The organism is Aldersonia sp. NBC_00410 (genome assembly GCF_026342035.1).
GTDB lineage: Bacteria > Actinomycetota > Actinomycetes > Mycobacteriales > Mycobacteriaceae > Aldersonia.
The window spans coordinates 400,916-417,623 of sequence record NZ_JAPENM010000003.1 but is presented as its reverse complement, the minus strand read 5'-3'; the positions used below and the strand labels follow the sequence as shown (position 1 = coordinate 417,623).

Below are 16,708 nucleotides of genomic sequence, written 5' to 3'. Positions count from 1 at the left end.
GGACGCGAGATGCCGATCGACCCCAGCATTGCCATCGGCGCGGAGCTGCCCACCCAGGAGTTCTCCTGGGACACCTCGGACGTGCAGCTCTACAACCTCGGTGTCGGCGCGGGCAGCAACCCGCTCGACACCCGGGAGCTGCGCTACCTCGATGACGTGGACCCGTACGTGCTGCCGACGTTTGCGACGGTGGCGGCGACCTTCCACGACACCGAGCCGCCGAAGGTTTCGTTCCCCGGCGTGGAGATCGATCTGGCGAAGGTGGTGCATGGCAGCCAGTCGGTGACCGTGCATCGTCCGCTGCCGCCCTCGGGCAAGGCGACCACGACTCGGCGGATCGCCGAGGTGTGGGACAAGGGCAAGGCCGCGGTGGTCGTCCAGGAGTTCGTCACCGTCGACTCCGACGGCCAGCCGCTGTGGACCGCACGCTCGTCGATCTTCGCCCGCGGCGAAGGCGGCTTCGGCGGCGAACGCGGCCCGTCCGAATCGGTGCCGCTGCCGGACCGCGCCCCCGATCTGGACGTCACCACGCCGATCGCGCCACAACAGGCGCTGCTGTACCGCATGTGCGGTGACCGCAATCCGCTGCACTCGGACCCCGACTTCGCCAAGAACGCCGGCTTCCCCGCGCCGATCCTGCACGGCCTGTGCACCTACGGCACCGTCTGCCGGACCGCCACGGATGCCGCACTCGACGGCGACGCCCGTCGGGTCACCGGTTTCAGCGCGCGCTTCGCGGGCGTTGTTTTCCCTGGTGAAACCCTGCGCATCCGGATCTGGCGCGAGGACGGTCGCCTGATCATCGGCGCGACCGTCGTCGAGCGCGACGACGCGGCCGCGCTGGCCGACGTAGTGCTGACGTTTTCGGAGTAGTACCGCAGGTCATCGGGCATCGAGGCAGCACCGCGGCCAGGATCCAACTCGGTTACTGGATTTAACTGCTACACGCAGTTACCGTTAATGCGAGTTACAGGATCCTGGCCGCTGGGCACTCTGGTTGGGATCAACCCGTACCAGGAGCACGAAGGACGCCTGATGACCATCATCGAAAAGCCCTCCACCAGCAACGTGCCGTCCGTGACGGACGCTGGAGCCGAGTACGACGAGCTGCTCGACCGGCTGACGGACGGATCGATCCATCGCAGCTTCGATCCCTACCGGGACATCGACTGGGAGTCGCCGGAGTTCGCCGTCGTCGAAAACGACCGTCGCTGGATCCTCCCGCACATCGATCCGCTGGGCGCCCACCCGTGGTATCAGGCGCTGCCCGAGGACAAGCAGATCGCGATCGGGATGTACCGGCAGGCCAACGTAGCCAAGGTCGGACTGCAGTTCGAGCAGATCCTGATCGGCGGCTTCATGCAGCACATCTCCCGGCTGCCGAACCGCTCCGCCGAGTTCCGCTACGCCACCCACGAGGTCATCGAGGAGTGCAACCACACCTTGATGTTCCAGGAGCTGGTGAACCGAACCGGTACCGACGTGCGTGGCCTCGGCCCGTTCATGCGGCGCATCGCACCGTTGCTGCCGATCGCCGCGCGGCCGTTCCCGTCGATCTTCTTCATGGGCGTGCTCGCCGGCGAGGAACCGATCGACCACATTCAGAAGAGCTACCTTCGTAGCGACGGTGACTATCACCCGACGCTCGAGGGCGTGATGCGCATCCACGTCGCCGAGGAAGCGCGGCACATCTCGTTCGCGCACGAGTTCCTGCGCCAGCGCGTACCGCAGCACGGGCCGTTCGCCCGCTTCGTCCTCTCGCTCGTGTACCCGATCGTGCTACGGGTGCTGTGCAACGCGATCGTGGTGCCACCGCCGGAGTTCTGGTCCGAGTTCGACATCCCGCGTTCGGTGAAGAAGGACCTGTTCTGGCGCACCAAGGAATCCCGTGCCACGCTGCGCAGCTACTTCGGTGATCTGCGCATGCTCGGCGAAGACATCGGCCTGATGAACCCGGTCGCCAAACTGCTGTGGAAACTGCTGAAGATCGACGGCCGCGCCTCGCGGTTCCGCAGCGAACCCGAGCGAACACCGGCCAGGCGCGCTGCGTAACAGCAGCCCCCACCCGGACCCGAGGAAGTTCGTCATGCCCCACGTCGTCACCCAGTCCTGTTGTAGCGACGCGTCCTGCGTCTACGCCTGCCCGGTGAACTGCATCCACCCCACACCGGACGAGCCGGATTTCGCCACCGCCGAGATGCTGCACATCGACCCGACGTCCTGTGTGGACTGCGGAGCTTGTGTGACGGCGTGCCCGGTCGATGCGATCAAGCCGCAAGCCAAGCTGACCCCGGCCGAACTCCCGTTCGTCGAGCTCAACGCCGACTTCTACCGGAACGTGCGCGACGAATACCCGATCTTGGCACCGGTGGTGCACACCACCGTCGCGGAGACCGGCGGTGTGCGGGTCGCGATCGTCGGGTCGGGGCCCGCCGCGATGTACGCGGCCGACGAAATTCTCAAGCAGCCGGGTGCGCGGGTAAACGTCTTCGATCGTCTGCCGGTCCCGTTCGGACTCGCCCGGTCCGGTGTGGCACCGGATCACCAGCGCACCAAGCAGGTGACCGAGCTGTTCGACTCGATCTCGGCCGAGGACGGCTTCGAGTTCTTCCTCAATGTGGAAGTGGGCAAGCACATCTCGCATGAGGAGTTGCTCACCCACCATCATGCGGTGATTTACGCGGTTGGCGCGTCGTCGGACCGCCGCCTCGACATCCCCGGTGCCGACCTGCCCGGCGTCGCGTCGGCGACCGAGTTCGTCGGCTGGTACAACGGCCACCCCGACCATGTGCACCGCGAGTTCGACCTGACCGGGCAGCGGGTCGTCATCGTCGGCAACGGCAACGTCGCACTCGACGTCGCCCGAATCCTCGCCAGCGATCCGGAACGCCTCGCCGGCACCGATATCACCCGTGACGCGCTCGCGGCACTGCGCAAGAGCAGCGTGCAGGAAGTCGTCGTGGTGGGCCGACGCGGCCCCGCGCAATCGGCGTTCACCATGCCCGAACTCGCCGGCCTGATCGCGGCCGAGGACCTGGACGTGGTCGTCGACCGGGAATCCGCGGCGCTCGACAGCGCCACCGCTGCTGCACGGCGTGCTGGCACCCTTGCAACGACGTTGCGGCACAAGCTCGATGCGATCGCCGCGCTGCGCAACGCCGCCTCGGCCGATCCCGCGCGGCGGCGGATCGTGCTGCGCTATCTGCTCTCGCCGACCGCGGTGCTCGGCGACGAGCAGGTGCGGTCGGTCAAGTTCGCGCCCGGCGAGTTCACCGATGCGGGTGCCACGAGCTACGACGCCGATAGCCCGGTGCGGTTCGACACCGGCCTGCTGCTCACCTCGATCGGCTACTACGGTCTGCCGGTCGCGGACATGCCCTACGACCCGGCCCGCGGAATCATCCCGAATACCGCCGGACGAGTGGGTGATCCGGACGCGTCGCTGCCCGGCACCTACGTCACCGGCTGGGCGAAGCGCGGACCCACCGGCTTCCTCGGCACCAACAAGAGCTGCGCCCACGAAACCACCGAGAACCTGATCGACGATCTCAACGCCGGCCTGCTCCGCCGCCCCACGCGTGCGCAGAGCGACCTGGTCGCGCTGGTCCGCAGCCGCCGCCCGGAGTATGTCAACCGAACCGGCTGGGCCGCGGTCGACCGTGCCGAGCGCAGCCGCGGTACGGACTGGAACCGCGTGCGGGACAAGATCATCGACATCGACGAGGCCACCCGCATCGCGCACGACGCGCAGGCTCCGCGGCGCCGATTCGGGCTGCGCCGAGGGCGCTGACAACGGCAATTGCTGCTCACGACACGCTAATTTGGGGGCACCCCAAAGCAGAGGAGAGTCCCGTGGGCAAGGTTGTCATGTACAGCTCGGTGTCGGTGGACGGCTTTATCGCGGACGGGAACGACCAGCCCGGACCGCTGTTCGACTGGTTGCTCAGCGGTGACGTGCCGTTGGACGAGAGCGGCGCGTTGAAGGTGTCGCAAGCGTCCTATGACTACACCCGGCCGTACTGGGACCAGATCGGGGCGACCATCGCCGGCCGCCACGTCTTCGACCTGACGGACGGCTGGGACGGGAAGCCACCGAGCGGGATCGACCACGTGGTCGTCGTGACGCACCGACCGGCGCCCGAGGGCTGGGACCCCGAGGCGCCGTTTCACTTCGTCGACGGCGTCGAGGCAGCCGTGGCCAAGGCGCAGCAGCTTGCGGGTGACCGCGTGGTCGAGGTCGCGGCCGGCGACGTCGGTGGCCAGGTGCTTGCCGCGGGCCTGATCGATGAGGTGCGCATGGACGTCGTACCCGTCGTGTTCGGCTCCGGCAAGCGCTACTTCGGGTCGGTCCACGCGCAGCACCTGCTGGCGGATCCCGACGTGGTGATTCGGGGCAACCGGGTGCTTCACCTGCGCTATCGGGTGCGCCGTCGACCGATCTGAGCGGGTACACGAAGAAGTCGGGACCGACGCGCCAGCCTTGCCACGCTGCGCCGGGGCGCTACCCCGCCGCGCTACGGACGGCCGTGAGGGCCCCGGCGTAGAGCACGACGACGAGCACCGGGACCACGACCGGGAGCCACGTCGGCGCCACCGGTAGCAAACCCGCCGCCGCTGCGACAACGGTGAACCCGGCAATACCGAGCATCGTCTGACTCGTGAACGGCTGTACCGCAGGCAGATCGGCGTGCACGGCAAGCAGGTATCCGATCGCGGCCAGTCCCGCGAGGGTCGACGCCCCCAGCGAGGGCGTACCCAGCGCGAGCACGCCGATCGTCGCGAGCACGGCCACAGGCGAGAGCCGCGGCACCGCGACACCGAGCAGGGCGAGCACGCCCGCCACCGCAACCGCGGCCACCGCCGCACCCGAAGCGCCGAATGCCGCCGCGGTGACCATCGCCAATCCGGCAACTGCCGCACCGATTCTCATCGCCGCCGCCTGCGCACCGTGCGTGCCGAGGCCAACCGCATGACCGCATCGAGTTCGACCTCGCCGTTCCACGCCACGACCTGCACCCCGACCACGCCGAAGTCGCGCCGCATCGAAGCGCGTTCGAGGCGCCACAGGTGCGCCAGCATCGCGTCCGACTCGTGCTCGAACGGACTGCCCGCGAGCACGTCGACGGCAACGACGGTGTGACCCCGCCGGCACAGGTCGATCAGCGCGAGCGCGAACGCGGTGTCGAGCATCGTCGAGAATGCGATCACCACCGCACCGGGCGGCACTGCGAACCGCGGCGCGAGGGTGCCCCGGACCGGGTGCTCGTCACCGGCACCGAGCACGGCGTCGAGTACGCGGTAGAACTGCCTGCGCCCGATGTCGGGGCCGAGCCAGCGCGGCCGCTGACCGAGCAGGACCACGCCGGCACGATCCCCCTCCTGCAGCGCGGTCTGCACCACCTGCACCGCACCGCGCACCGCGCGATCCAGTGCTTCGGTCGCGGGGCCGGTCGGCTGCGGATACGTGTCGATCGCGACCACCACATCCGCCGCGCGATCGGTGAGCCGTTCCGTCACGTGCAACCGGCCCCGCCGCGCACTGACCGGCCAGTTCACCGCTCGCAGTTGGTCCCCCGGCGCCCATACCCGGATCTCGGCGTACTCGGTGCCCGGGCCGTGCCTGCGCGTCAGGTGCGTGCCGAGCCGGTCCGGCAGTTCGGTCTCGGGCATCCGGGTGCGGCGCGGGCTGACCAGCGGATACACCAGAGCCGCCGCCACCGGCACGCGGGCGCTCCCGATCAGCAGTCCGGACGGCGCGGTGACCTCGATCTGCGCGGTCACCGCATAGTTGCCCCAGCGCGGCGCGGTCAGGTCGGCGACGAATCCCGCTGCGCCCGAATCGGTTGCGGTCTCGTCAAGGTCCACGGTGACGCCGGGCAGTGGCGCAAGGTCGGCTCGCATCCGGGTGCCACCGGATACCGGTTCAGCGGTCACCGCGATGCGCATCGGCTCGGACTCGAAGCAGCGCACCGTATCCGGCTCCGCAGACGCACGTACCGCTCCCGAACCGCGTTGCCAGGCAGCGGAGACCAGGACGCCGAGCAACGGCGCTGCGAACGCCACCAAGTCCGGCCGCGCCAGTGCGACGGCACCGATCAGCGCGACCGCGGCACAAGCGGCGATTGCGCCGGTGAGTGGCGCGACGCGCCAGCGCAGTTCGGCGACCACGCCGCGGGTCGATTCGTCCACCGCGGCGGTACTCATCGCTTGGCCCGAGGTACCGGCAGCCGACGCAGCAACTCCTCCACCACGTCCGCGCCTTGGATCCGCCGAACCCACATCTCGGGACGCAGACTGATTCGGTGCGCAATCGCCGGAACCGCAAGGGCTTTGACGTCCTCGGGAATGACGTAGTCGCGACCGGCCAGCATCGCGCGTGCCCGGGACAGTTGCACGAGATCGAGTTCCGCGCGCGGACTCGCCCCCACCTCGACCTGCGGGTGGCTACGGGTAGCCGCGGCCAGCGCCACCACATAGGCGAGGACATCGCCGTGTACGGACACCTCTTCGACGGCCCCGCGCATCGCGAGCAGATCGGCGGTGTCGACGACCTTGTTCACCACCGGCTCCCGCGCGCCCCGATCGATCCGGCGGCGCAACATTTCCCGCTCATCGGGCTCGCCGAGATAACCCAGGCGCAAGCGAACCGCGAACCTGTCCAGCTGCGCCTCCGGCAACGGGTAGGTGCCCTCGTACTCGATCGGGTTGTCGGTGGCAAGCACCACGAACGGATCGGGCAGCGGCCGTGTCTCACCGTCGATGCTGACCTGCGATTCGGCCATTGCCTCGAGCAGCGCCGCCTGCGTCTTCGGTGGTGTGCGATTGATTTCGTCGGCGAGCAGCAGATTGGTGAAGATCGGGCCCGGCCGGAAATCGAATCGGGCCGATCGCATGTCGTAGATCATCGACCCGAGCAGATCGGCGGGCAGCAGGTCGGGAGTGAACTGCACTCGCTTGAAATCCAGACTGAGCGCAGCGGCGAAAGAGCGTGCGATGAGGGTCTTTCCGAGACCGGGCAGGTCCTCGATGAGCGCGTGTCCACCGGCGAGCATGGTGAGCAGAACCAGGCGCAGCGCCTGCTGTTTGCCCACCACGACCCGTTCGATCTCCGCGAGCACCGCCTCCGCGCGCTCGGTCGACAGCTCCAGCGGTGTGGTCACGTCGCCACCCGATTCACATTCGCTCCAATCGGTCGAGGATCTCGCCGAGCACCTCGCGCCCCGGCCCGGGGCGATCGCGTTCTGCGCCGCGCACTCCCGACGGGTCGACCCAGGTCCAGAGTTCTGCACCGAACATCACGTTGCCGGCGGCATCGAGACCGGCTGTGCTGCCGTCGAATCGGCGTCCGAGCGCGAGCTGGAAGTCGCGCGCGACCATCGGCCGAACATGCCGGTCCCAGTCGCCGCGAGTGCCGTCGGCCCAGGCGAGCTGCATCCGGGTGCGTTCGCGCCACCGGCGCAGCGCGTCATCGGGTGTCGTGTCCGCCGGGGTGGTCGGGCCGGGTGGTGCCGGCTTCAACGCCCGGGACAGCACCCCCCACAATGCGATTGCCAGCACACCCGCACAGGCAAGCAGGAGCCATTCCCGCAGCGGGCCCGCCACCAGCGCCACCTCGAGCAGGACGAGCAGCACAACGCTGCCGACGACCACCCGCGTCATGGCCGCCGCCCACGCAGGTCATCGAGCACCGATTGCAGCTGCCGCGTTGCCGATTCGCGGTGCGACTCGCCCATCCGATGCGGGCTGAACCGCGCCTCGGTGAACAGCGCCACCAGCTCGCCCGCCGCGTCCGTGTGTAGCGCGTCGTGTGTGACCGCTCGCGCCAACACTTCCGACGGCGTGTCCGACGCGCGCGGGGCGACCAGCGGCGCATCCGCCAGCGCGGTCTCCATAGCGGCGTAACAGGCGATGATCGCTTCGCGGGGATCCCGGCCCGGCTCCGACATTTCCGCCAGGCCGAGTTCAGCAGCGCGCGCGAGTGATTCGGAGACATCGACGTCGACCGGCACGGGCCCCACGATGCTCTCTCGCCTGTCGTTGGACAGGCTCGCGCCGGTTCGGGCCGAGACCAGACCGGCCCCGGCGATCGTCAGCACCACCAGCGTGGCGCCACCGAGTGCGACCCAGTCGAACACATCGGGCGGGTCGGGCCGCGCCTGTTCATCGGCGCGCTCGGCGGCGGGTTCCGCGGCGGGTTCGTCGGCGTCGGGATCGGTGTTGCGCACCGGAGTCTGCTGCGCCGGGTCCGGAGCGAGCGCGGCACGGACCATCGACAGCGCGGCGAACAACGCCAGCACGACCGCCGCGACGCCGGCGAGGATGAGAACCTGGCGCGCGGTGGGGCGGTTGGTCTCCAACTGCCAGGACCGGGTTTCGCCGCTGGGTGCGTCCCGGCCGCCGCCGCGGCGCAGCGCCACGACCAGCCCGGCCATCAGGATTGCGACAGCGAGGATGAGCAGCACCGCGACGGCGACGAGCGACCCGTTGCCCTCGGACGGGTGTGGTCGCGGCGGGGTGTAGCCGGGCAGGGTGCCGCCAAGCGCGATCGCGACGGTCGCGAGGAGAAGTGCCAGGCCAGACGCTCCGACCGCTCGTCGCCGCTCGCTGAACATGGCATCCCCGACCGCCGCGCCGCCGGCCCTTCCGGTGGATCGCCGCGCCGATTTCAATCGTCGCACGCTGGTTCGCGCGGCGAGGGCGTTCCCGATACTGCCCGCGACCGCACACCCCCGCCACATCACCGCACACTCGCATCAGCGGGTGTGCGGCACCGAGGAGAAGTGTGCGGCCGAAGCGCAGCCGTCAGGCGGTGAGGACCAGCCCGGAGGTCGGTACGCCGGTGCCGGCGGTGACGAGCACGTTCGTCACATCCGGCACCTGATTGACCGCGGTTCCCCGGATCTGACGCACGGCCTCGGAGATCCCGTTCATGCCGTGGATGTAGGCCTCGCCGAGCTGGCCGCCGTGCGTGTTGATCGGCAGTCGACCACCGAGTTCGATAGCGCCGTCGGCGATGAAGTCCTTCGCCTCGCCCCGGCCGCAGAAGCCGAGTTCCTCGAGCTGCATCAGCGCGTACGGCGTGAAGTGGTCGTAGAGGATGGCGGTCTGCATGTCCTGCGGACTCAGACCGGACTGCGACCAGAGCTGATCGCCCACCATGCCCATCTCCGGCAGACCGGACATCTCGTCCCGGTAGTAGCTGGTCATGATGTATTGATCGGAGCCGGAAGCCTGTGCGGCAGCGGCGATCACGACCGGCACGTTGGGCAGGTCCTTCGCCCGTTCGGGCGAGGTCACCACGATCGCTATACCACCGTCGGATTCCTGGCAGCAGTCGAGCAGGTGCAGCGGTTCGGCGATCCAGCGCGAATTCTGGTGATCCTCGATCGTGATCGGCTTACCGTAGAAGAAGGCGTTCGGGTTCGTCGCCGCGTGCTTGCGGTCGGCGACCGCGATCGCGCCGAAATCCCTACTGGTGGCGCCGTACACGTGCATGTAGCGCTGCGCGACCATCGCGACAAAGGAGGCCGGCGTGCTCAGCCCGTGCGGGTAGGAGAACGCGTTGTCGGTGCCCGAGGAGTTGACCTGCGCCACCAGCGACGTATTGACCTGGCCGAAGCGCATTCCCGAGCGCTCGTTGAACGCGCGGTAGGCGACAACCACATCGGCGACGCCGGTGGCCACCGCCATCGCCGCCTGCTGAATGGTCGCGCAGGCCGCGCCACCGCCATAGTGAATGCGGGAGAAGAACTTCAGGCTCGGAATCCCCACCGAGCGCGCAACCGCGATCTCGGTGTTGGTGTCCATCGTGAACGAGGTGAGCCCGTCGACGTCCGCGGGAGTCAGCCCGGCGTCGGCAATCGCGGCGCTGACCGCCTCGGCGGCGAGCCGCAGTTCGCTGCGCCCGGAATCCTTGGAGAAGTCGGTCGCACCGATGCCGACAATGGCTGCCCTCCCTGAAAGATTACTGCCGGACAATTCGCTCATTCGGACACTCCATTCATGACCAGGGTGACCTTCGACGTGATGTGGTCACCGAGGCTGTCCTTGCCGACGACATCGACCGTGATCAGGCCGTCCTCGTCGATGGACGCGACGGTCCCGTTCAGGACCAGGGTGTCGTATGCGTACCAGGGGACGCCGAGACGCAGCTTGATCGACTTGATCACCGCGCGCGGACCGGCCCAGTCGGTGATGAACCGCTGCACCAAACCGGTGTCGGTCAGGATGTTGGCGAAGATGTTCTTCGACCCGCGCTGACGCGCCAGGTCCATATCATGGTGCACGTCCTGAAAGTCCCTGGTGGCCAGGGCAGTCGACACGATGAACGTCGGATCGGCGTAGATCGACTGGGTGGGGAGGGTCTCGCCCACCGAGAACTGGAGGGTAGAGGTCATGATGGCTCCTCGATCGGTCGCCACGCGTACAGCGTCCACGGCTTCTGGTCGGTCTCCTCATCACCGGGCAGATCGAGGAACTCGACCTGCACGCGCTGACCGATCTTGACGTCCGCGGAGTCGATGCCGCGCAGCTCGCCGAGCATGCGCACGCCCTCGTCGAGTTCGACGAGCGCCACCACGAACGGCACCGATCGGCCCGGCACCTTGGGCGCGTGGTGCACCACGAAGCTGAAAACCGTTCCGGTACCGGCAGCGACGACGTAATCGGTCTGCTCGGACTTGTCCTTCCACAGCGCAGGCACCGGCGGGTGCGCCAGCGTGCCGTCCGGTCGCTGCTGCAGCCGAAGCTCATGGGCGGCAACGCCGTCCCAGAAGAACGCGGTGTCCTGCGAGGCCGACGGACGCAGCATCCGCGACGGATCGAGATCGTCGAGCGGCGCACCGAGGCTGGAGGACGCTTCGGTCCTCGGTTCCGCCACAGGCTCCTTGGCGCGTGGCGCGAACTTGAGGATGCGGAACATCATCTCGGCCACGACCTCGTCGGTGCCGGCAATCTTCCAGATGCTGCGCGTGGTGAAGAACCAGCCCTCGCCGAGGCCCGTCTTCTTCGGGCCCACAACATCTTCGAGGACGGTCTCGATCGAAACCTCTTCGTCCGGACGCAGGTAACGGTGGTAGACCTGATCGTTGTTGGTCGCCACCACCGAGGTGTAGCCGGCCTCGTTCAACAGGTCGGTCATCCGGCCGAGCGGGTCATCCTCGGCACGCGTGGCTCCGAGGCCACGCATCGTCCACACCTGCGCCATCGCGGGCGGCGCAACGATTCCGCCGTGACCGGCCGCAATGGCCGCGGCCTCGTCGACATAGATCGGGTTGTCGTCGCGCATGGCCTCGAGCCAGGTACGGATCATCGGCATGTTCACCGGATCGCGCCCGGTGCGCGGTTTGCTCGCGCCGTTGTCGCGGATCTTCTGCGACTCGGCGAGAATCATTTCGGATTTGGCGTCCGCTTCGGCCTCCGGGGTCGCCGTCATCGCGGAACCTTCGGCAGATTCAGGCCGACCATGGCGATGAGCTCACGCATGACCTCGTTGACGCCACCACCGAAGGTGATGACCAGGTTGCGCTTGGCCTGCTTGTCGAGCCAGTCCGCGAGCTGCGCGGTTTCCGGATCGGTGGGATCGCCGTGGCGACCGATGATCTCGGCGATCAGTCGGCCGACGTGCTGAATGCGCTCGGTTGAGTACACCTTCGTCGCGGAAGCGTCGGCCACGTCGACGTCGCCGACGGCGGAGGCGACCTGCCAGTTCAGCAGCTCGTTCACCCGGTACAGCGCGAACAACTCGCCGAGCGTGCGTTGCACGTCCGGCTCGCCGAGCAGGTCACGGGCGGCCGCCCAGGAGCGCAGGGTGTCGTACAGGCCGCCGATGCGGCCCGCGGGACCGAGCATGACGCGCTCGTGGTTGAGCTGCGTGGTGATCAGGCGCCAGCCCGCGTTCTCTTCGCCGACAAGCATGTTCGCCGGAACCCGGACATCCGAGTAGTACGTCGCGTTGACGTGGTGGGCGCCATCCGCGGTGATGATCGGCGTCCACGAGTAGCCCGGATCGGTGGTGTCCACGATCAGAATCGAGATGCCCTTGTGCCGGGAATCGGCCGCGCCGGTGCGGACCGCGAGCCAGATGTAATCGGCATCGTGGCCGCCCGTGGTGAAGATCTTCTGGCCGTTGATGATGAAGTCGCCGTTGGCATCACGGACCGCGGTGGTACGCAGCGCCGCCAGGTCGGTGCCGGCCTCGGGCTCGCTGTAGCCGATCGCGAAATGCACTTCACCGGCGAGGATCGCGGGCAGGAACTTCTTCTTCTGCTCTTCGGTGCCGTACCTCTGCAGCGTCGGGCCGACCGTCTGCAGCGTGACCGATGGAAGCGGGATGTCGGCGCGGGACGCCTCGTTCACGAAGATCTGCTGTTCGATCTCGCCGAAGCCGAGGCCGCCGAACTCCTTCGGCCAGCCGACGCCGAGCCGACCGTCGCTACCCATCCGGCGAATCACTTCGCGGTAGGTGGGGCCGTGCCGCTCGGTCATCATGATCTCGGCCTCGGCCGGGCTGATCAGCTCCGAGAAGTACTTGCGCAGTTCGACCTGGAGTGCCTTCTGCTCGTCGGTCAGATCGATGAACATTGCGCCCCCAGAAGGTCGAGACGGTAGGCCGCGCCACCGACGAGGCGGGCGAGGTCCTTGCCTTGCGAGAAGTACCGGTGCATCGGGTAGGTGATATCCACACCGATACCGCCGTGCAGGTGATGACACACCTGCAGCGCGGTGGGCGCCTCGGCGGCCACCCAGTAACCGAGCACGTTCAGGTCGGAATCCGCATCGCGACCGGTACCGAGCCGCCACGACGCAGCGATCGATGAAACGTTCAGGGTGCGGGAGGTGACGTAGACGTCCGCGATCTGCTGTGCCACCGCCTGGAACGTGGCCAACGGCTTGCCGAACTGGTGCCGCGTGCGCAGGTGCTCGGCGGTCAGTTCGGCTGCGCCGGAGAGCAATCCGTCGGCTGTCGCACCGATGCAGGCCACCGCGTAGCGGTACAGCACGGCGGGCTCACCGGTCAGCAGCCGCGTCCGCGGAATCCGGACGCCGGACAGCTCCACCGCGTACTCCGGCGTGCCGGCCGAGGTCGGCGCCTTGGTCAGCGTCACGCCGTCCGCATCGGGCGCGACGAGCGCGATACCCGCGTCGGTCGGCACCAGGATGGCGATGGCCTCCTTCGCGTAGGGCACGCCGATCTTCTTGCCCTCGATGACGACGGTGTCGCCGTCGAGCGTCGCGGTGGTGGCGGGCGCAGAGCCGAGCGGACGGCTCGGCTCGGCCAGCGCGGCGGTCAGGATCGCGCCCTCGGCAACCTTGGGCAGGATTTCCGCCTGCAGGTCCGCATCGGCAAGTTCGAGCAGGGGCAGTACTCCGAACCCGAGCGTGGCCAGCGCCGGTGTCGCGACGGCCTTGCGGCCGAGCTCACCGAGCAGGGTCACCACTTCGGCGAGTCCCTGATCGTCGCCGCCGAAGCGCTCGGGCAGCGGCAGCGCCAGCAACCCATTTTCCGCGAGTCGGTGCCACGTCCCAACGCTGTAGCCGGCGCCGGGATCGGGCTCGGATTCGCGGCTCAACAGTGCCTGATGGTGATCCGCTTCGCGGCTCAACAGCGCCGTGACAACCTCGGCCACGGCATCGCAGGTCTTCTCTCTGGAAAAGTCCACGCTGCCTCGTTTTCATATTAGAACGTGTTCTAGTTGTATCAACTCGTCCGGCGACGCCGGAAACCAACCCTCGGTCGACGGTGCCGGAGCTAACCTCGCGGCAGTCCGAGAATTCGTTCCGCGGCGACGGTGAGCAGAATCTGAGTGGTCCCGCCGGCAATCGACAGGCAGCGGGTGACCAGGAACTCACGCGCAGGACCGTCGTCGAGCACGCCCTCCACGCCGGCCACCTCGAACGCGAACTCGGCGATGCCTTGGCGCTGCTGCACGCCGAGCAGTTTGCGCACGCTCGATTCGGGACCGGGATCCTGCCCCTCGAGCGAGCGGATCGCGGTACGCAGGTCGAGCAGCGAGCCCACGATGGAGTTGGCGATCAGCGAACCGAGCTTGTCGTTGGCGACGGCGTCGTCCACGGGCGTGGCCTCGACGAGTTCCTCGATCGACTTGTCCAGCAGGGACCCGCCGCCGATCGCGACGCGCTCGTTGGCGAGCGTGGTGTTGGCCAGCTTCCAACCATCGTCGATGGTGCCGACCAAACAATCGTCGGGCACGAACACATCATCGAGGAAGACCTCGTTGAACCGTGGCTCGCCGATGATCTCCAGCAGGGGGCGGATGTCGACACCCGGGCTGCGCATATCGACCACGAAGTAGCTGATGCCGCGGTGCTTCGGGGCGTCCGGGTTGGTGCGGGCCAGGCAGATGCCCCAGTCCGATTCCTGCGCCTTCGAGGTCCACACCTTCTGCCCCTGCAGCTTCCAGCCACCCTCGACCTTGGTGGCGGAGGTACGCAGCGCGGCGAGGTCCGAGCCGGCGCCCGGCTCACTGAACAGCTGGCACCAGTTCAATTCGCCGCGCAGGGTCGGCATGGCGAAGCGCTCGATCTGCTCGGGCGTGCCGTGCTCGAGGATGGTCGGCACCGCCCACCAGCCGATGATCAGGTCCGGGCGCGCGACGCCGACGCGGTCCAACTCTTCGGCGATCAGCAGTTGCTCGGCAGCATCGGCCGCGCGGCCGTACGGCTTCGGCCAGTGCGCGGCAAGCAGACCCGATTCGGCGAGCGGGACGCGACGCTCGTCCGCGGGGAGCGCGGCGATCTTTTCCGCTTCGGCCACTATCTCGTCGCGCAGATCGGTGTACTCGCTCAGGTCGATGTTCGAGCCGCGCCGGGCACCCGCGCGGGTGAGCTCGACAACCCGGGCACGCCACTTGGGGCCACCGCCGAGCAGCTGACGCAGCGTGCCGGCGCGGCGCAGGTACAGATGCGCATCGTGTTCCCAGGTGAAGCCGATGCCGCCGAGCACCTGAATGCAGTCCTTGGCCGTTTCGACCGCGTCGTCCAGCGCCACCGCACCCGCCACCGCGGCCGCAATCGGCAGATCGCCGCCGCCCTTGGCGGCCGGATCCAGTGCCTCTTCGGCGGCAACGGCCGCGTCCCACGCGACCGCGCGGATGCGCTCGACGCGGGTCAACATCTGCGCGCAAATGTGCTTGACGGCCTGGAAGGAGCCGATCTTCTTGCCGAACTGCTCGCGCACCTTGGCGTACTCGACGGCTGTCTCCAGGCACCACCCGGCGATGCCGGCGGCCTCCGCGGCGGCGAGCGCGACGGCGAGGTTGCGCGGCACGTCCGCGTCCAGTCCGGTGAGCACGCGGTCCGCGTCGACGTGCACCTCGGCCAACGAGACCCGGGCGAGCGGAACTCCGTGATCGAGGCCCTGCACCGCAGTCAGGATCAATCCTGGCGCACCGGCGTCAACGAGGCACCACACCGTCGTGTCGTCGACGAGGACGGGCAGCAACACTGCCGTCGAATCGGTCGCACCGAGCACCAGGCCGGCGTCACCGGAGACGGACACGCCGGAGTCGTCCGCATGTCCCGGCACCGGATCGGCACTGAGCGCGACGGCGCAGGCGAGTTTCCCGTCGGAGATTTCGGGCCCGAACCGTTGCGCCGCGGCCGACTCGCCCGCTTCGTGCCTGCCAACCAGCAGGCCGGCGAGGGCCGTACCGAGCACCGGTCCACCGACCAGATTCCTGGCGGATTCCTCTATCATCACGGCGAGGTCGAGCACCGTTCCGTCGACGCCGCCGGATACCTCGGGCAGTGCAACGGAGAACAGCCCAAGCCCCGCGAGACCGGGCCACAATGCCTGCCAGGAGTCGACACCGCCGTCGCGTTGCGTTGCAATCGGGTGGGCCGAACGCGCCCACGCCCTGATGGATTGCTGCACCGCTTTCTGCTCGTCAGTGGTGGCTGTTGTCACAGCTTCGGCCCCTTTTCGATGATGACACCCACACGTAGAACGTGTTCTAATGTGAACCGAAAGTCAAGTGCAAACCGAAACGAGAACGAGGCACCAGTCGATGGCAAGTTCCTCCCGTACGCCAAGCACGGGCAACGGCGCTGTCACCACCCTCAGCGACGACGATTTGAGTTCCACCGCCCAGCGCGAGCGACGCAAGCGCATTCTCGACGCGACGTTGGCCTTGGCGTCCAAGGGTGGCTACGAAGCCGTACAGATGCGCGCGGTCGCCGAACGCGCCGACGTTGCCGTCGGCACGCTGTACCGCTACTTCCCGTCCAAAGTTCATCTGCTCGTTTCGGCACTGGCGCGGGAATTCGAACGGATCGAAAGCAAACGACGCCCGTCCACCGACGGCTCCCCGCGCGAGCGCATGCAGCAGTTGCTCGCGCAGATCACCCGCTCGATGCAACGCGACCCGCTGCTCACCGAGGCGATGACGCGGGCATTCATGTTCGCCGACGCATCGGCCGCCGCCGAAGTCGACCGGGTCGGCAAGGTGATGGACCGCCTCTTCGCGCGCGCGATGAACGACGGCGACCCCACCGAGGAACAGCTCGCGATTGCCCGCGTGATCAGCGACGTGTGGCTGTCGAACCTGGTCGCATGGCTCACCCGCCGGTCGTCGGCCACCGACGTCGCCGCCCGCCTCGAACTCACCGTCGACCTGCTGCTCGGCGACCGCCGCACTATCTGACCTGCTTGCCGGACGTGCCGCAGATGTGATCAGCGCGACTCCGG

General features: G+C 68.1%; 16 protein-coding genes. 5 read left to right on the top strand and 11 right to left on the bottom strand.

The genetic code is table 11. The features are described 5' to 3' along the window. Positions 1-9: 9 nt before the first annotated feature. The 4 genes from OG921_RS08890 (at position 10) to OG921_RS08875 (ending at position 4,443) form a co-directional block, all read left to right on the top strand. Positions 10-873, top strand: coding sequence for a MaoC/PaaZ C-terminal domain-containing protein (locus OG921_RS08890; RefSeq protein WP_266112018.1), 864 nt, complete (start codon positions 10-12; stop codon positions 871-873). 162 nt (positions 874-1,035) lie between these two features. Then, positions 1,036-2,052, top strand: a complete 1,017-nt coding sequence (locus OG921_RS08885; protein WP_266112017.1) for a diiron oxygenase — start codon at positions 1,036-1,038, stop codon at positions 2,050-2,052. A gap of 34 nt (positions 2,053-2,086) precedes the next feature. Beyond that, complete coding sequence (locus OG921_RS08880; RefSeq protein ID WP_266112016.1) at positions 2,087-3,790, top strand: FAD-dependent oxidoreductase; 1,704 nt, start codon at positions 2,087-2,089, stop codon at positions 3,788-3,790. 62 nt (positions 3,791-3,852) lie between these two features. Next, complete coding sequence (locus OG921_RS08875) at positions 3,853-4,443, top strand: dihydrofolate reductase family protein (RefSeq protein ID WP_266112015.1); 591 nt, start codon at positions 3,853-3,855, stop codon at positions 4,441-4,443. Positions 4,444-4,501: 58 nt separating this feature from the next. Here the strand turns inward: OG921_RS08875 and OG921_RS08870 are convergent, their stop codons facing one another. The 11 genes from OG921_RS08870 to OG921_RS08820 form a co-directional block, all read right to left on the bottom strand. After that, entirely contained in the window at positions 4,502-4,930 is a 429-nt protein-coding gene (locus tag OG921_RS08870; protein ID WP_266112014.1) for a hypothetical protein, read from the bottom strand. Then, positions 4,927-6,204: a DUF58 domain-containing protein gene (locus OG921_RS08865; RefSeq protein ID WP_266112013.1), complete on the bottom strand. Its 1,278-nt coding sequence runs from the start codon at positions 6,202-6,204 to the stop codon at positions 4,927-4,929. Before OG921_RS08865 ends, OG921_RS08870 begins: the two co-directional genes overlap by 4 nt. Then, positions 6,201-7,160, bottom strand: a complete 960-nt coding sequence (locus tag OG921_RS08860; RefSeq protein ID WP_266112011.1) for a MoxR family ATPase — start codon at positions 7,158-7,160, stop codon at positions 6,201-6,203. The genes OG921_RS08865 and OG921_RS08860 overlap by 4 nt, the downstream gene beginning before the upstream one ends. Positions 7,161-7,173: 13 nt before the next feature. Continuing rightward, positions 7,174-7,659: a hypothetical protein gene (locus OG921_RS08855; RefSeq protein ID WP_266112009.1), complete on the bottom strand. Its 486-nt coding sequence runs from the start codon at positions 7,657-7,659 to the stop codon at positions 7,174-7,176. Beyond that, entirely contained in the window at positions 7,656-8,669 is a 1,014-nt protein-coding gene (locus tag OG921_RS08850) for a DUF4129 domain-containing protein (RefSeq protein ID WP_266112007.1), read from the bottom strand. Before OG921_RS08850 ends, OG921_RS08855 begins: the two co-directional genes overlap by 4 nt. A 133-nt stretch (positions 8,670-8,802) precedes the next feature. Beyond that, on the bottom strand, positions 8,803-9,987 hold the full coding sequence (locus OG921_RS08845; protein WP_266112006.1) for a lipid-transfer protein: 1,185 nt from the start codon (positions 9,985-9,987) through the stop codon (positions 8,803-8,805). Then, positions 9,984-10,397: a MaoC family dehydratase gene (locus OG921_RS08840; protein WP_266112005.1), complete on the bottom strand. Its 414-nt coding sequence runs from the start codon at positions 10,395-10,397 to the stop codon at positions 9,984-9,986. Before OG921_RS08840 ends, OG921_RS08845 begins: the two co-directional genes overlap by 4 nt. Continuing rightward, positions 10,394-11,434 (bottom strand): bifunctional MaoC family dehydratase N-terminal/OB-fold nucleic acid binding domain-containing protein, encoded by a 1,041-nt coding sequence (locus OG921_RS08835; RefSeq protein ID WP_266112004.1) that lies wholly within the window; start codon positions 11,432-11,434, stop codon positions 10,394-10,396. Before OG921_RS08835 ends, OG921_RS08840 begins: the two co-directional genes overlap by 4 nt. After that, positions 11,431-12,582, bottom strand: coding sequence for an acyl-CoA dehydrogenase family protein (locus tag OG921_RS08830; protein WP_266112003.1), 1,152 nt, complete (start codon positions 12,580-12,582; stop codon positions 11,431-11,433). The genes OG921_RS08835 and OG921_RS08830 overlap by 4 nt, the downstream gene beginning before the upstream one ends. Continuing rightward, entirely contained in the window at positions 12,567-13,661 is a 1,095-nt protein-coding gene (locus OG921_RS08825; RefSeq protein WP_266112002.1) for an acyl-CoA dehydrogenase family protein, read from the bottom strand. The genes OG921_RS08830 and OG921_RS08825 overlap by 16 nt, the downstream gene beginning before the upstream one ends. An 89-nt stretch (positions 13,662-13,750) precedes the next feature. Continuing rightward, on the bottom strand, positions 13,751-15,928 hold the full coding sequence (locus tag OG921_RS08820) for an acyl-CoA dehydrogenase (protein WP_266112001.1): 2,178 nt from the start codon (positions 15,926-15,928) through the stop codon (positions 13,751-13,753). A gap of 100 nt (positions 15,929-16,028) precedes the next feature. Between OG921_RS08820 and kstR the strand changes: the two genes are divergently transcribed. Next, entirely contained in the window at positions 16,029-16,664 is a 636-nt protein-coding gene (kstR, locus tag OG921_RS08815; protein ID WP_266112000.1) for a cholesterol catabolism transcriptional regulator KstR, read from the top strand. The last annotated feature ends 44 nt before the right edge of the window (positions 16,665-16,708 follow it).

Excerpts from the sequence above, each read along its gene's own strand:
- OG921_RS08840 (WP_266112005.1), bottom strand. The coding sequence starts at position 10,397 with ATGACCTCTACCCTCCAGTTCTCGGTGGGCGAGACCCTCCCCACCCAG.
- OG921_RS08845 (WP_266112006.1), bottom strand. The coding sequence starts at position 9,987 with ATGAGCGAATTGTCCGGCAGTAATCTTTCAGGGAGGGCAGCCATTGTC.
- OG921_RS08890 (WP_266112018.1), top strand. The coding sequence starts at position 10 with ATGCCGATCGACCCCAGCATTGCCATCGGCGCGGAGCTGCCCACCCAG.
- OG921_RS08885 (WP_266112017.1), top strand. The coding sequence starts at position 1,036 with ATGACCATCATCGAAAAGCCCTCCACCAGCAACGTGCCGTCCGTGACG.
- OG921_RS08835 (WP_266112004.1), bottom strand. The coding sequence starts at position 11,434 with ATGACGGCGACCCCGGAGGCCGAAGCGGACGCCAAATCCGAAATGATT.
- OG921_RS08870 (WP_266112014.1), bottom strand. The coding sequence starts at position 4,930 with ATGAGAATCGGTGCGGCAGTTGCCGGATTGGCGATGGTCACCGCGGCG.
- kstR (WP_266112000.1), top strand. The coding sequence starts at position 16,029 with ATGGCAAGTTCCTCCCGTACGCCAAGCACGGGCAACGGCGCTGTCACC.
- OG921_RS08830 (WP_266112003.1), bottom strand. The coding sequence starts at position 12,582 with ATGTTCATCGATCTGACCGACGAGCAGAAGGCACTCCAGGTCGAACTG.
- OG921_RS08880 (WP_266112016.1), top strand. The coding sequence starts at position 2,087 with ATGCCCCACGTCGTCACCCAGTCCTGTTGTAGCGACGCGTCCTGCGTC.
- OG921_RS08855 (WP_266112009.1), bottom strand. The coding sequence starts at position 7,659 with ATGACGCGGGTGGTCGTCGGCAGCGTTGTGCTGCTCGTCCTGCTCGAG.
- OG921_RS08865 (WP_266112013.1), bottom strand. The coding sequence starts at position 6,204 with ATGAGTACCGCCGCGGTGGACGAATCGACCCGCGGCGTGGTCGCCGAA.